This is a genomic window from Streptomyces sp. CNH287 (assembly GCF_000424825.1).
The window spans coordinates 38686-53162 of the sequence record NZ_KE384252.1 but is presented as its reverse complement, the minus strand read 5'-3'; the positions used below and the strand labels follow the sequence as shown (position 1 = coordinate 53162).

Annotated in this window: 13 protein-coding genes; 10 read left to right on the top strand and 3 right to left on the bottom strand. The window is 72.3% G+C overall.

What is annotated here, in order from left to right:
- Nucleotides 1-353 precede the first annotated feature (353 nt).
- Nucleotides 354-998, bottom strand: a complete 645-nt coding sequence (locus tag H299_RS0127665; RefSeq protein ID WP_486587460.1) for a uridine kinase family protein — start codon at nt 996-998, stop codon at nt 354-356.
- Nucleotides 999-1197: 199 nt separating this feature from the next.
- On the opposite strand from H299_RS0127665, the gene H299_RS0127660 reads away from it, so the two are divergent.
- Nucleotides 1198-2571: a peptidase C39 family protein gene (locus tag H299_RS0127660; protein ID WP_027751062.1), complete on the top strand. Its 1374-nt coding sequence runs from the start codon at nt 1198-1200 to the stop codon at nt 2569-2571.
- Nucleotides 2572-2781: 210 nt separating this feature from the next.
- Entirely contained in the window at nt 2782-3927 is a 1146-nt protein-coding gene (locus tag H299_RS0127655) for a PQQ-dependent sugar dehydrogenase (protein ID WP_027751061.1), read from the top strand.
- A gap of 180 nt (nt 3928-4107) precedes the next feature.
- Here the strand turns inward: H299_RS0127655 and H299_RS36660 are convergent, their stop codons facing one another.
- Complete coding sequence (locus H299_RS36660) at nt 4108-4935, bottom strand: helix-turn-helix transcriptional regulator (protein ID WP_486587459.1); 828 nt, start codon at nt 4933-4935, stop codon at nt 4108-4110.
- Between the two features lie 86 nt (nt 4936-5021).
- Here H299_RS36660 and H299_RS0127645 point away from each other — a divergent pair, with 86 nt between their 5' ends.
- The 5 genes from H299_RS0127645 to H299_RS0127625 all read left to right on the top strand — a co-directional run bounded on the left by H299_RS0127645 (nt 5022) and on the right by H299_RS0127625 (nt 9778).
- Nucleotides 5022-6023 (top strand): ABC transporter substrate-binding protein, encoded by a 1002-nt coding sequence (locus H299_RS0127645; protein ID WP_027751060.1) that lies wholly within the window; start codon nt 5022-5024, stop codon nt 6021-6023.
- A gap of 3 nt (nt 6024-6026) precedes the next feature.
- Nucleotides 6027-6839 carry a siderophore-interacting protein gene (locus H299_RS0127640; protein WP_027751059.1) on the top strand — a complete coding sequence of 271 codons (813 nt, stop codon included), beginning with the start codon at nt 6027-6029 and terminating at the stop codon, nt 6837-6839.
- 100 nt (nt 6840-6939) lie between these two features.
- Nucleotides 6940-7902, top strand: coding sequence for an iron ABC transporter permease (locus tag H299_RS0127635; RefSeq protein WP_027751058.1), 963 nt, complete (start codon nt 6940-6942; stop codon nt 7900-7902).
- Nucleotides 7903-7937: 35 nt separating this feature from the next.
- The gene (locus H299_RS0127630) at nt 7938-8942 is read left to right on the top strand and encodes an iron chelate uptake ABC transporter family permease subunit (RefSeq protein WP_027751057.1); all 1005 of its coding nucleotides are present in this window, start codon (nt 7938-7940) and stop codon (nt 8940-8942) included.
- Between the two features lie 71 nt (nt 8943-9013).
- Nucleotides 9014-9778, top strand: a complete 765-nt coding sequence (locus tag H299_RS0127625; protein ID WP_027751056.1) for an ABC transporter ATP-binding protein — start codon at nt 9014-9016, stop codon at nt 9776-9778.
- A 43-nt stretch (nt 9779-9821) separates the two neighbouring features.
- Here the strand turns inward: H299_RS0127625 and H299_RS0127620 are convergent, their stop codons facing one another.
- Nucleotides 9822-10277, bottom strand: coding sequence for a lamin tail domain-containing protein (locus H299_RS0127620; RefSeq protein ID WP_027751055.1), 456 nt, complete (start codon nt 10275-10277; stop codon nt 9822-9824).
- A 282-nt stretch (nt 10278-10559) separates the two neighbouring features.
- Between H299_RS0127620 and H299_RS0127615 the strand changes: the two genes are divergently transcribed.
- From H299_RS0127615 to H299_RS0127605, 3 genes are all read left to right on the top strand, one after another.
- A complete protein-coding gene (locus H299_RS0127615; protein ID WP_027751054.1) occupies nt 10560-11333 on the top strand; it encodes a hypothetical protein in 774 nt (257 codons plus the stop codon).
- Nucleotides 11334-11638: 305 nt separating this feature from the next.
- On the top strand, nt 11639-13579 hold the full coding sequence (locus H299_RS36655) for a collagenase (protein ID WP_078513143.1): 1941 nt from the start codon (nt 11639-11641) through the stop codon (nt 13577-13579).
- 164 nt (nt 13580-13743) lie between these two features.
- Complete coding sequence (locus H299_RS0127605) at nt 13744-14451, top strand: GntR family transcriptional regulator (RefSeq protein WP_027751053.1); 708 nt, start codon at nt 13744-13746, stop codon at nt 14449-14451.
- Nucleotides 14452-14477 lie beyond the last annotated feature (26 nt).

Sequence of the window (14477 nt, the reverse complement as noted above, 5' to 3'; positions counted from 1 at the left end):
CCGTTGGTGATCCGGAACGGACGTGCTCCCGCGCTCCTTCGCATCGTACCTGCGCAGGCGGCGCGGCCGTAGGGTGCCGTGGCGCGCGGGGTCCGGGGGCCGCCGTTACGTGACGGGGTATCAGGAGTGACGGAGGGTGAGGGTACGGCGGGGGCTGCCTGCCGCACGGGGCGGAACGAGGCCCCCGGTCACGGGGGAACGACCGGGGGCCTCGCGCCCGATGCGGCCTGTACAGACCGCATGTTGAGAACGTAAATCCTGTACCGGCCCTCGGTCAAGGTGCACTCCCCGGCCTCCTGGCCGGAAGGGCGGGCGAGGCCGAAGGGATCACCGAGGGTGATCCGGAAGGCCCCTCACCGCTTCCCCCGGGGGCCCGGCAGCACCTCATGCCCCCGCCCTCGCTCGCGCACCAGGAAATCGGCATGCGGAAGCGAGGGGTCGGCCGCGAAATGGCGGGCCTCGGCGCGCCGCCAGCCGTCCCAGAAATCCGCCTGTTCCGGCCCGTCACGCCGCATTCCGCGGGCGTGGGCCGCCGCGGCGGGCACGTCCATCCACAGCAGGGCGGCCAGGAGCGGGCGGAGCGCGCGCCGCCCGGCGCCCACGCCCTCCACCAAGACGGCCCGCGCAGGCGGCAGTTCACCCGTACGAGTGAAACTGCGGTGCTGCCAGTCGTAGATCCCGAAGCGCGCGGTGGTGCCGCGCGACAGCGGTTCGGTCACCTGTGCGGCCAGCCGCTCCGTCCAGTCGAAGAGCGCCCCGTGGCTCGCCAGGTCGTCCAGATGCAGCACCGGCGCACCGCTCAGCGCAGCCGAGAGCCGCGCGGCGAAGGTGGTCTTGCCCGATCCGGCGTGCCCGTCCACCGCGACGAGCCGGACCGGACCGCAGGACGGCGACAGGGCGGCGAGCAGCCGGGCGAGGCCGCCCAGGTCACCGCGATCGCCGAGGTCACCGCGGTCTCCGGCGTCACCGGGGCCGCTGAGGTCTCGGGGGGCGGTCATACCCGCAGCCTACGAGGCCGCCGAGCCCCGCCGGAGGGCAGCGCCATTGGTCGGCCCAATGTCCGTTCGGCCCGGCGGGCGCGCCGGACGTGCCCGGCACTGGCCCCGGAGTCCGGTCAGCGGCAATAGTTGACTCGCCAAGCGAGTCGCTGCCTACCTCCGCCGCACTCTTCGGACTACCGACTGGGGGCTTCACCTCATGACCAGCAGACCAGCCAGGCGCCGCACCGTGCTGGCGGCGGCCCTCGCGACCGCCGCCGCCGGGGCCTCCTCCGCGTCCGCCGCGGACGCGCACACCGCCGGGAACAGGCCGGACCGGCCGAGGAAGGACGACCTCATCGACTACCGCGCCTGGACCACCGCCGGTGACTGGCGGTCGGGCACGCACCGCGGCACCCGCACGGTGGGCGGGGCGCGCGCGGGCATCGTCTTCGGCAAGCCCGCGGGGACGGTCGAGTACCGGGACCCGCACACCGGCCGGAGCGCCGAGTGGGAGTACGCGGCCTGGACCTCGCCGCGCCACGCTCCCGACCAGCCCGCCGGTGAACTGATCGCCTCCTGGAACGCCGCCACCCCCGAGGGCACCTGGCTGCGCGTCGAGGCGCGCGGCACCTACACGAACGGCACCGACACGCCCTGGTACACGCTCGGCGTGTGGACGTCCGGGGACGGCGACACGGTGCCCCGCCGTACCTCCGTGCCGGACCAGAGCGACGGCCGCAGCACCGTGTGGACCGACACCCTCTCGATCGACGACCTCACCGCCGGCGACCGGCTCGCCGGGTACCGGCTGCGCGTGACGCTCTACCGCACGCCCGGCGGCGACGAGAGCCCCACCGTATGGCTCCTCGGCGCGATGGCCTCGGACATCCCGGACCGCTTCGAGGTCCCGGCCAGCGAGCCGGGCGCCGCCAGCGGTGTGGAACTGTCCGTGCCCCGCTACTCGCAGAACATCCACGAGGGTGAGTACCCGGAGTACGACGGCGGGGGAGAGGCGTGGTGCAGCCCCACCTCCTCCCAGATGATCATTGAGTACTGGGGCCGCAAGCCGACCGAGGAGGATCTGGCCTGGGTCAACCCCGACTTCCAGGACCCGCAGGTCTGCCACGCCGCGCGCTTCACCTTCGACTACGAGTACCAGGGCTGCGGCAACTGGCCCTTCAATGCGGCCTACGCCGCCACCTACCGGGACATGCGGGCCGTGGTCACGCGCTGCGCCTCGCTGGCGGACGCCGAGCGGCTCGTCGCGGCGGGCATCCCGCTGATCACCTCGCAGTCCTTCATCGAGTCGGAACTGGACGGCGCGGGCTACGGCACGGCCGGGCACCTGATGACGGTGGTCGGTTTCACCGAGGACGGCGACGTCATCGCCAACGACCCCGCCTCACCGGACAACCCCTCGGTGCGGCACGTCTATCCCCGGCGGCAGTTCGAGAACATCTGGCTGCGCACGAAGCGGTACGACGCGGCGGGCAAGGTCAGGAGCGGCACGGGCGGGGTCTGCTACCTCTACTTCCCCGCCGACCCGGCACCGCGTCAGCGCCGGGTGCTGCGCCGGCTCGGGCTGTGCTGAGCGGCGGGTAGCGGGCGCACGTACCGCCCAACTCGGCGGAGATGGTGGGGGTCTTGGTCTGTACCAAACCATCTCCGCCCCCGTATCCTCGCCCGCAGCCAGTCGCACTCCCCACCCCCACCAGGCTGCGTGCCGGCGCGGGCAACCCGTCGCCCCCTGTCAAGCATCCGGGTGACTCCCCCCCCACTCGCCGCCTCAAGGAGGATCACGGTGAACGTTCGCACCAGAAGCTCGGCAGTTGTCGGCGCCGTCTGCCTCGTCGCCTCTCTGGCGCTGACCACGGCGTCCGCAGACGAGACCGACGTGCCACCTCGGGCGGCGAAGGTCGCGCTGACCAAGGTGGCCACTGCCAAGACCCCCATCGCGGGGGCCGCCGGCCCCCGCGGCACGGTATGGATAGCAGAGCGCGAGGGCACCGTAAGGATTCTGAAGGGCGATCGGCTCAGCGCGCCCGTCCTCGACCTCACCAGCAAGATCAGCACTGCGGGCGAGGGCGGCCTGCTGGGCGTCGCGTTCGACAAGGGATTCCGGCACTTCTACGTCTCCTACACGGATCTCGAAGGCACCAGCACCGTGGACGAGTTCGCCCTCCGGCACGGGAAGATCCGGCCGAGCACCCAGCGCACCGTCCTCACCCAGCCGCAGCCGTACACGAACCACAACGGCGGCGACATCAAGTTCGGCCCCGACGGCTACCTCTACATCGCGCTCGGCGACGGCGGTGCGGGCGGCGACCCGCACGGCAACGGGCAGAACCTCGACTCGCTGCTCGGCAAGATGCTGCGGATCGACCCGAGCGGTGAAAGCGGCGGCAAGCCGTACGCCGTCCCGGCGGACAACCCGTTCGTGGGCGACCCGAAGGCGAGGGACGAGATCTGGGCGTACGGGTTGCGCAACCCGTGGCGCTTCTCCTTCGACTCGGGCACGGGTGACATGTTCATCGGTGACGTCGGCCAGAACGAATGGGAGGAGATCGACCGGGCCCCGGCGGACAGCGAGGGCGGCGAGAACTACGGCTGGGCCCGGATGGAGGGCACCCATCCCTTCCGGGGCGCCACGGAGCCCGCGAACCACGTGCCGCCGGTCCACGAGTACGACCGCACCGGGCTGGCCTGCGCGGTCACCGGAGGATTCGTCTACCGGGGAGCGGCGATCCCGGACCTCCGGGGCCAGTACCTGTACAGCGACTCCTGCGACGGCACCGTCCGCTCCCTGGAGATGGAGGACGGCGAGGTGACGGCTGTCAACGATCTCGGAGTCAACGGCGGCGAGGCCATCTCGTTCGCGCAGGCCGGCAACGGGGAGCTGTACGTGTTCGCGCTCAACGGCACCGTCTCCCGCATCGATCCGGCGTGACGGCCATGACCGGGTAGCCCCCTGCCGACCGGATCACCTCCGCGGACTCCGGCCCGCCTGAGTCCCGCCCCTCGGCGGGACTCAGGCGGCAGGCCGTGCATGCCGTGCGCTCCACCCGCGCGACACCTCGCGGGCTCGACGGTGGACGTCGCGTCCTCGGGCCGTGGCACGGCCACCGCGTCACGTTGTCGCCCGGTAGGTCCCTGTGCCGTCGGCGTCCTCCGCGTAGCGGCCCGGGGTGCAGCCGTACTCCTTCGTGAAGGCCGCCACGAACGCGGAGGCGCTGGCGTAGCCGACGAGGTGCGCGACCCGGGTGACCTGCTGGTCGCCGAGCAGCACGCGCGCCGCCCGGAGCCGCAGCGCGGTGCGCCAGCGCGTGTAGGGGACGCCGAACTCCCGGGTGAAGTCGCGCTGGAGCGTCTTCACGCTGACGTGCAGCCGCGCGGCCCACTCGCGCAGTTCGGTGGGGTCCGCCGGGTCGCGGGCCAGCTGGCGGGCCACGGCCAGCGCCGCGCCCGTACCCCTCGCGTGGTGGGCGACGTAGTCCGCGTCGGAGGTGGCCAGCCCCGCCATGAACCGCTCCCGCGCCGCGAGCGCCTCGCGCTCCGGGCAGCCCGCGCGGGCGATCGCCGTCGTGAGCAGCCGGGCGGCCTCGGGCTCGACGGAGACCACGCCCGCCCGCAGGCCCTCCAGCGCCGGGGGTATCTGGCGCAGGCAGACGCGGTAGACGGCCCCCCGGTCCCCGGCCCGCACCTCGTGCGCGACGGCCCGTTCGGCCCAGAACGCCTCGCCCGCGCCGGTGAAGCGCACCCGCGAGCCCAGCAGCATCGCCAACACGCCGTCCGGTGAGAAGTACAGCTGGTGCAGGAAGTCCTGCCGCCGGCCCGCGAACTCCAGTGCGCCCGCCGCGCGGTAGCGCAGTACGAAGATCCCGTCCGGGCGGCCGAGGCCGTAGCCGAACTCCTCGCAGCGCACGGGATCGGTGCGCCGGTGTCCTGCGACCGCCATGGTGTGACCTCTCAGCGATATCCCTTTGGTTTGAGGTAAGGCTAACCTAAGCCACTGCTCCGCTCCTCAGCCCCAAGGAACCACCCGTGCGACCATCCCCGGCCAAAAGCCTCACCGCCCTCCTTCTCCCGCTGGCTCTGCTCGTCGGCTGCTCCGCCTCCGACGGCGGCGGCAGCAGCGACAAGAAGGGAGGTGCCACCCGCACCTTCACCGCGGACAACGGCAAGGTCACCATCCCCAAGGACCCGAAGCGGGTCATCGCCACCGGCTACGCCGTCCCCGTCCTCATCGAGGCCGACGCCGCCCTCGTCGGCATCTCCGGCTGGGCACGCGGCCGGCCGCTGATGACGGAGAAGGACCGCGCCACCTACGACGATCTGCCCAAGATCGCCGGAGAGACGGCCGCCGAGACCAACTACGAGTCCATCGCCGCGAAGAAGCCCGACCTCATCGTCATCGGCGTCCCCGCGCCCGTCCTCGGCGACGTCGACATGAAGCGGCTGAAGTCCATCGCCCCCGTCGTCGCCATCGGCCCCACCCTGCCCTCCGCCTGGCGCGAGCTGTCGAAGCGGCAGGCCGACGCCGCCGGCCGTCTCCAGCACTTCGAGAAGGCGAAGACCGCCTACGAGAAGCGGGCCGCCGAGCTGAGCGGCAAGTACGACGACGCGCTCAAGGGCCTCGACTTCGGCCACATCGGTTCCTACGGGGACGCCTCCGCGGGCACCTACGCGCGCGAGTACGCCGACGCCTGGGGCACCAACGTCGCCGAGGACATCGGCGTCTCCTACCCCGGCAAGCCCGAGAAGCCCGGCAAGGGCTCGCAGGCGGTCACCGAGACCCCCTCCATCGAGGAACTGCCCGAGAACCTCGGCGACGCCGACGCCATCACCTACAGCGTCGGTCCCGACGGCAAGCCGGGCAAGTCTGTGAGCTACGTGCTCAAGTCCCCGCTGTGGAAGAAGCTCCCCGCCGTCCAGGCCGGCCGCGCCTTCCCCGTGCGGCACACCGAGGCGTCCACCTACTCCTCCGCCCAGCGCACCCTGAGCGCACTCGACAAGGCGCTGGCCCCGCTCCTGGAGAAGGAGTAGCCCGTGTCGGACCGTCATGACCCGCAGGGCCGCGTCGCCGCCCACCACCGCTCGGGGACCGGCCTGGTGCGCGTCCCCTACCCCATCGGGGTACGTGTCGCCACCGTCCTGCGCCGTACCCAGCTCACACCCCGCATGCTCCGCCTCACACTCGGCGGTCCCGGGCTCGACGGCTTCCACAGCTACCAGGCCGACGACCACGTCCGGATCGTCTTCCCCGACCCCGACGGCACCCGCCGCATCCCCGTGCCCAACGACCGTCAGATGCTCGACTGGCCGCGCCCGTTCCCCACCACCCGCAAGTACACCGTCCGCCGCTACGACGCGGAGGCCCGCGAACTCGACCTCGACTTCGTCCTCCACGACGGCGGCGTCGCCTCCAGCTGGGCGCGTGAGGCCGCCGTCGGCGACGATGCCGTGATCGCCGGGCCTCCCGGCGCCAAGGCCTTCCCGCACACCTACGACCACTACGTCCTGGCCGTCGACCCGACCGCGCTGCCGGCCGCCGCGCGCTGGCTGGAGGAGTCCGCCGCGGACGTCTCCGCCGACCTCGTGGTGGAGGCCGACCACGAGTCGGAGCACGACTACCCGCTGCCGCACCGCGCGGGGGTCACCGTCCACCGCCTCGTACGCGCGCAGGGGCGCTCCGCGCTGGCCCGCACCGTCACCGGGCTGTCCCTGCCCGCCGGGCGGTCCTTCCTCTTCGCCGCCGGCGAGGCCGAGGACATCAAGCCGCTGCGCGCCTGGCACCAGGGCCGGCTCGACGCCCTCTTCACCGGCTACTGGAAACGCGGAGTCGTCGGACTTGAGGACTGAGAAACCCGCCGCCGCGCCCGCCGCCCCGCCCGCCGCCACACCTGCGGAGCCCCCCGCGGCCGGCACCGCGCCGGCCGCGGCAGGCAACGGCCCGCGGGCCGTGCTGTTCGCCGCGGCCGTCGCCGCCCTGCTCGCCGCCGCGGGCGCCAGCCTGTGCGTCGGCGCGGGCTCCGTCCCGGCCGCCGAGGTGTGGCGCGCGCTCGCGGGCGACTCCGGCACCGACGCGCGGCTCATCGTCCGTGAGGTACGGGTGCCCCGTACCGTGCTCGCGGTCGCCGTCGGGGCCGCGCTGGGCTGCGCCGGCACCCTGATCCAGACCCTGACGCGCAATCCGCTGGCCGAACCGGGCGTCCTGGGCGTCACGTTCGGCGCGGGCTTCGCCATCACCTTGGGCGCCACGCTCGGCCTCGCCGACCACCAGGCGAGCCAGCTCGCACTCGCCTTCACCGGCTCCCTGCTGGCCGCGGTCCTCGTCTACGCGGTCGGCAGGACCTCGCCCCTGCGCCTGCTGCTGGCCGGTACGGCCCTCAGCTTCGTACTCGGCGGCCTGTCCCTGGGTATGCGCCTGGCCTTCCCCGACGTCCTGGACGGGTACCGCTTCTGGTCGGTCGGGTCGCTGGCCGGACGCGAGCAGCTCTCGCTCACCGCGCCGCTGCTGATCATCGCCCTCGCCCTGGCCTGCTCCTTCCTGCTCACCGGTCCGCTGAGCACCCTCGCGCTCGGCGAGAGCGTCGCGCACGCCCTCGGCGCGCACGTCAACCGCACCCGGATCGCGATCCTCGCGCTGGTCACCGTGCTCGCCGGCACCGCCACCGCCGTCGCCGGGCCCATCGCCTTCCTCGGCCTGATGGTCCCGCACCTCGCCCGCCGCGTCTCCCGGGGCTCGCTGCGCTGGCTCATGGCGTACACCGTGGTCCTGGGGCCGCTGCTGCTGCTGACCGCCGACGTCGCCTCCCGGGTGCTGCTGTCCACCGGAGAGGTCCCGGTGGCCGTGGTCACGGCCTTCCTCGGCGGCCCGGTGCTCATCTGGGCCGTCCGACGGCGCGGGGCGGTGCCGCTGTGAAATCCGCACCCGACCACCTCCCCGCCCCCTTCGTACTGCGGCTCGGCCGCTGCTCGGTCCAGGCCGAACGCCGTACCGTCGCCGTGACCCTGCTGCTCCTCGCCTCCGCGCTGGTCCTGGCTGTGGCCGCGCTGTGCCGCGGCGACTCCTGGGACCCTCCCGCCGAGGTGCTGCGCGCGCTCGCCGGATCGGGCGACTCGGTCATCGTCGTCCGCGAGTGGCGGCTGCCACGGGTCACCGCCGCGCTCGTCTTCGGCGCCGCTCTCGGCCTGGCCGGCGCCGTCTTCCAGAACCTCACCCGCAACCCGCTCGGCAGCCCCGACGTCATCGGCCTGGACGCCGGGTCCTACACCGGCGCGCTCTTCGCCCTCACCGTGCTCGCCGGCACCCCGGCCCAGCTCGCCACCGCCTCCGTGACCGGCGGACTGATCACCGCCGCCGTCGTCTACCTGCTGTCCCTGGACACCGGGCTCAGCGGTCTGCGGCTCGTCGTCATCGGCATCGGCGTCAACGCCGTGCTGACCGCGCTCAACTCCTGGATCGTGCTGCGCGCCGATCTCGACGTCGCCATCGCGGCGACCGGCTGGAACGCGGGCTCCCTCAACGGCGTCGACTGGCACGACCTGCGGCTGTCGTTCCTCGCCATCGGCGTCCTCGCGCTGCTGCTCGCCTTCCTCTCGCACGCCACCCGCCAGGCCGCCCTGGGCGACGAACTCGCCGTCACCACAGGGGTCGGGCTGCGCCCCCTGCGGCTGCTGAGCGTGCTGGCGGGGGTCGGCTGCACCGCCGCGGTGACCGCCGTCGCCGGACCCGTGATCTTCATCGCCCTCGCGGCGCCGCAGATCGGCCGGCGCCTCGCCGGCGCCTCCGGGGTGACCCTGCTGCCCGCCGCGCTGACCGGTGCCGTCCTGCTGCTGGCGGCGGACCTGCTCGCGCAGACGCTGCTGGCCCCCGTCGTGCTGCCGGTCGGTGTCGTCACCACCGCGCTCGGCGGCTGCTACCTGCTCTGGCTCCTCTACAAGGAGGTCACCCGGCCGTGACCGCTTCCCCGCCCGCCACACCCACACCCGCGACCTCGGCCGCGACCTCGGCCCAAGGGGCGCCCCCGCGGCTGACCGCCCAGGGGATCACCCTCGCCTACGGGGAGCGCACGGTGGCCACCGGCCTGAGCCTGGATGTGCCAAGCGGCGCGTTCACCGCCGTCGTCGGCCCCAACGCCTGCGGCAAGTCCACCCTCCTGCGGGCTTTCGTACGCCTGCTGCGGCCGACGGAGGGCACGGTGTCCCTCGACGGCCGGGACGTGCGCCACTGGCGGCCCAAGGCCGTCGCCCGCGAACTGGGCTTCCTGCCCCAGACCCTGACCGCGCCCGAGAACACGCGCGCCCGCCAACTCGTCGCCCGCGGCCGGTACCCGCACCAGTCGCTCCTGGCCACCTGGTCGCCCGAGGACGAGCGGGCCGTGGAGGAGGCGATGTCCGCCGCCGGGGTCGGCGACCTCGCCGACCGCGAGCTGGACAGCCTCTCCGGTGGGCAGCGCCAGCGCGTGTGGATCGCCATGGTGCTCGCCCAGGAGCCGCCCTACCTGCTCCTCGACGAGCCCACGACCTTCCTGGACCTCGCCCACCAGTACCAGTTGCTGGCGCTGCTCGCCCGCCTGCGCGACGAGGGGCGCACGGTCATCGCCGTCCTCCACGACCTCAACCAGGCGTGCCGCTACGCCGACCACCTGGTGGCGATGCGGGACGGCCGCGTCGTCGCCGAGGGTGCCCCCTCCGAGGTCATCGACGCGGACCTGGTCCAGCGGGTGTTCGACCTCCCCAGCGTCGTCGTGCCCGACCCGGTCACCGGCGCGCCCATGGTCGTCCCGACCCTGTGACGCACGGCGGGACGGCCCCCGCGGGAGGAGCGGCCCGCCCAGGTCAGCACATCCGGTAGTCGGCGCGCGTGGAGTTGTACCCGCAGGTGTCCCGCACCGCGCCGCTCGGCTTGCGCAGCGTCGCGCTGTCCTTGTCGTTGTTCCACACGTAGGCCCGGCGCCCCTGGTAGAGGTGACCGGGCGAGGTGGTGCCCCGCCCCGTGTGCACCTTCACGGTCTTCCCGGCGCTGATCCGGTACGAGGGGAAGGTGTACTTGTGCCCGGCCGCGTCCCGCAGCGTGTAGCCCTTCATCTGGAACGCCGCGCCGGTGGTGTTGCGGATCTGCACGTACTCGGCGTTCAGCGACGTGTTGGAGCGCGTGTCACTGCCCGGGCTGTCGTAGTAGATCTTGTACAGGTGGATCGATCCGGCGGCGTGCGCCGGCGCCGTCGGTATCAGGAAGACGCAGGCCAGAGAGGCTGCGGAGCAGGCGACGGCGACAGAGCGGTTGCGGGGCATGGGCATCCTTCACGTCCGGTCCGGAGCCCCCCTCGGGGCCCGGCAGGCGCTCAGACTACGGACGCCGGACGCCGTTCGTTACCGGAACACCATATTTACCGAACATAACCTCCCTCATTTCCCCTCTTCTCCCCACAAGGGCTGTGTGCCCGCGCCCGCGCCGGACGGCGGTGCGAGATAGCCCACATGGACGGGAACGAGCGGATTCCGCTACAACCCTCGGGGCCTGTGGGGGGTCATGTCACCGCCACCCCGCGCTGACATCCCCGAAGGAACCCGCTCATGCATCCCCGAACCAAGACCCAGCACAGACGCCTCCGCCTGCTGGCGGCACTCGGCGCCACCGTCGCCCTCACCTTCACCGCGGCGTGCGGGGGTGACGGGGAGGGCGGCACCAAGAGCGCGTCCCCGGGCTCCTGCAAGAAGGAGATCAAGGCGGCGTACGACAAGGCGGAGAAGGACCCCGAGGCCCCGCAGTCCGAGGAGACGCCCGCGCCCTGCAAGGGCTTCACCGACGCCGAACTCGAGGACATGATGAAGGAGGTCGTCGAGGAGAAGGTGAAGGTCGACGCCGACGAACTCGCCCCCGGCGCCGAGGACGAGAACGGGGGCGCGGAGGACGGCTCCGGCGGCGACGAGCCCGCGACCGAGTTGAAAGCGGGCGAGGTCTACACCTACCCCGACGGTGTCAGCGTCAGCGTGCGCAGCGTCTCCCCGCTCACCGAGTTCGCGGAGTTCGACGACAAGCCCGCGGCGGGACAGACCGGTTTCCGTGCGGTCATCGCCATCGACAACGGCAGCAAGAAGCCGTTGGACATCGACGACCTGTACGTCACCGCCCAGGGAGCCACCAACGGCGGGGACGTGACCTCTCTCTACGTCGAGGCGGGCTCCAAGCAGATGACCGGCCGGGTCGCGGCCGGCGTCAAGACGGAGAAGACCGCCGAGTACGCGATCGACGACAAGTACGGGAAGAAGGTACTGGTCACCGTGGGCCGTTCGACCGATGAGGACTGGACCCTGGAGGACCCGAACTGGACGGCCACCATCGGCTGACCCTGACCTGACCTCGGACGCCTGCGCCCTCGCCGAAGCGGTGGGGGCGCGGGCGTCTCGCGTTCGCCGGGGTGCCGCGGCCGGGGTGCCGCGCCAACTGCCGGGCGGGGCAATCCTGTTCGGGCTGTTCCCAAGCCATGTGACGTGTGCCATTGTACATGTCGCATGGTTTACACCGTGTTCATGTCAAGGTTCGAACCCCCACTCGGGCCGCGCTGGGTGCGGCCTCATCCCGCTGGAGGCGGCTGGTGAGATCGAGAACGGCAACACCACCACGGATCAGAAGACTCTGGGTGCTCGCCCTGATGCTCGCCCTCGGCGCGGGCACGCTGTCCGGGCCCGGCTTCGCGGCTCCCCGCGAGGGGACCGCACGGGAGGCCGCGCGCACCGCACCCGCCGGACTGCCCCCACAGGCGGCTTCGGAGGCGCCCGCGGGCGACCCGGAGCACGTACGGGACAAGCGTCAGAAGCTCAGCGAGCGCGGGCCGCAGACCGCGAGCAAGCAGGCGCTGCGGCAGGACTACGACCTTCCCGCGGTCCCCGAGGCCCGCAAGCGCCCCTCCATGCAGGCGGCCAAGGGCGGCCAGAGCGGCCGGAGCGGCAAGGGCAAGGCGAACGCGGCCGACTGCGACGTCAGCGACTTCACCAGCAAGACGGGCGCCGAACTGGTCGAGCAGATCAAGAAGTCGGAGACGGCCTGCGTCAACACCCTCTTCCGTCTCACCGGTGGCGACGCGTACCACGCCTTCCGCCAGCAGCAGATGGTCAGCGTCGCCTACGCCCTGCGCGACGGTGCCGCGAGCTACCCCGGCGACAGCTCCACCGGCATGCCGCAGATCGTCCTCTACCTGCGCGCGGGCTACTTCGTGCAGTGGTACAACGAGGAGGTCGGCGAGTACGGCCCGGAGCTGCGGACCGCCATCCGCGCCGGACTTGACGCCTTCTTCGCCGCGCCCCGCTCCCACGACGTCTCCGACGCCAACGGCGAGACGCTCGCCGAGGCCGTCACCCTCGTGGACAGCGCCCAGGAGAACGCGCGCTACCTGCCCCTCGTCACGCGCATGCTGGACGGCTACGACAGTTCCTACGACTCCTCGTACTGGATGCTCACCGCCGTCAACAACTCCTACAACATCCTCTTCCGGGGCCACCAGGTGCCCGAGTTCGTGACCGCGGTGACCGCCGACCCCGGCGTCCTGGACACCCTGCACGGCTTCGCCGCCCGCCATCTCGACCTGCTCCGCGGCGACCAGAGCTACCTCGTCTACAACGCGGGCCGCGAGATGGGCCGCTTCCTCCAGTACGACGCCCTGCGCGCCAAGCTCCGGCCGCTGGCCCAGGACCTCCTCGGCAGGACCGCCATGACCGGCGAGACCGCGCAGCTGTGGGTGGGCGTCGCCGAGATGGCCGACTTCTACGACAAGGACAACTGCGCCTCCTACGACACCTGCGACCTGCAGGAGCGGCTGAAGACGGCGGCATTGCCCGTCGAGCACACCTGCAGCGACAGCCTCCGCATACGGGCCCAGGAGCTGACCTCAGGGCAGCTCGGCGAGGCGTGCGCCAGCCTGGCGGGCCAGGACGAGTACTTCCACGGCATCGCCAGGGACAGCGGCCCCGTCGCGGGCGACCGCAACACCTCGCTGGAGGTAGTGGCCTTCGACTCCAGCCGGGACTACCAGACCTACGCCGGAGTGATCTTCGGTATCAACACCGACAACGGCGGCATGTACCTGGAGGGCGACCCCTCGGCGGCGGGCAACCAGCCGCGGTTCATCGCCTACGAGGCAGAGTGGGAGAAGCCGGACTTCCAGATCTGGAACCTCAACCACGAGTACACGCACTACCTCGACGGCCGCTTCAACATGCACGGCGACTTCGAGGCGAACGTCTCGACCCCCACCATCTGGTGGATCGAGGGCTTCGCGGAGTACGTCTCCTACTCGTACCGCAACCTCCCCTACGAGGCCGCCCTCACCGAGGCGGGCAACCGCACGTACGCGCTGAGCACCCTCTTCGACACGACGTACGACGCGGACCAGACCCGCGTCTACCAATGGGGCTACCTCGCTGTCCGGTACATGCTGCAGTCGCACCGGGGCGAGGTGGACACGGTGCTGGGCCACTACCGGGCCGGTGACTGGGACGCGGCGCGCAACCACCTGACCAACAGCATCGGTTCGCGCTACGACGCCGACTGGTACAGCTGGCTGGCCACGTGCGCGGAGGGTGACTGCGGCGCGTAGCACCAGCGGGCACACCGCGCGAAGAGCCGGTGTCAGGGCGGGCCGCGGAGACCTCGTCTCCGGGGCCCGCCCTTCCGCGTACGGGGGGCGCGGGGGAGCGCGCCGGGGAGGAACAGAAACGTCACATTGTACACTTGGGCTCCCGCCAGACATGGAGGCAGCGCATGGAGACCCGCAAGCCGCGCAAGCTCGTCTCCGTCCAGGAGCACCTGCGCGACCAAGTCGCCCATGAGCTGCGTGCCGCGCTGATCGCGGGTGAACTGCGCCCGGGGGAGATCTACTCCGCGCCCACCCTCGCCGCCGAGTACGGAGTCTCGGCCACGCCCGTGCGGGAGGCCATGCTGGACCTGGTGCGCGAGGGCCTCGTGGAGGCCGTCCGCAACAAGGGCTTCCGGATCACCCAGATCACCGAGCGGGATCTCGACGAGTTCACCGAGATCCGCTCCCTCATCGAGATCCCCACGATCGGCCGGATCACCGAGACGGCCGCCCCCGAGGAGCTGGAGGCGCTGCGCCCGGCGGCCGACGAGATCGTGGCCGCCGCCCGCAGGCACGACCTCATCGGTTACCTCGAGGCCGACCGCCGCTTCCACCTGGCCCTGCTCTCGCTCGCGGGGAACGCGCACCTGGTCCGCGTCGTCAGCGACCTGCGCAAGCGCTCCCGGCTCTACGGGCTCACCGACCTCGACCAGGAGGGCGTGCTCGTCGACTCCGCCAAGGAGCACACCGCGCTGCTGGAGGTCATGCTCAGCGGCGACGCGGAGGCGGCGCGGGCGCTCATGCGCCACCACCTCCACCACGTCCGCTCGCTGTGGGCGGCCGACCAGGAGCGCGCCGCCGAGCCGCCCCGCCAGGCGGGTGCGCCGGGCTGAACCTGCGGGGGCGACGCCCGGCTCGC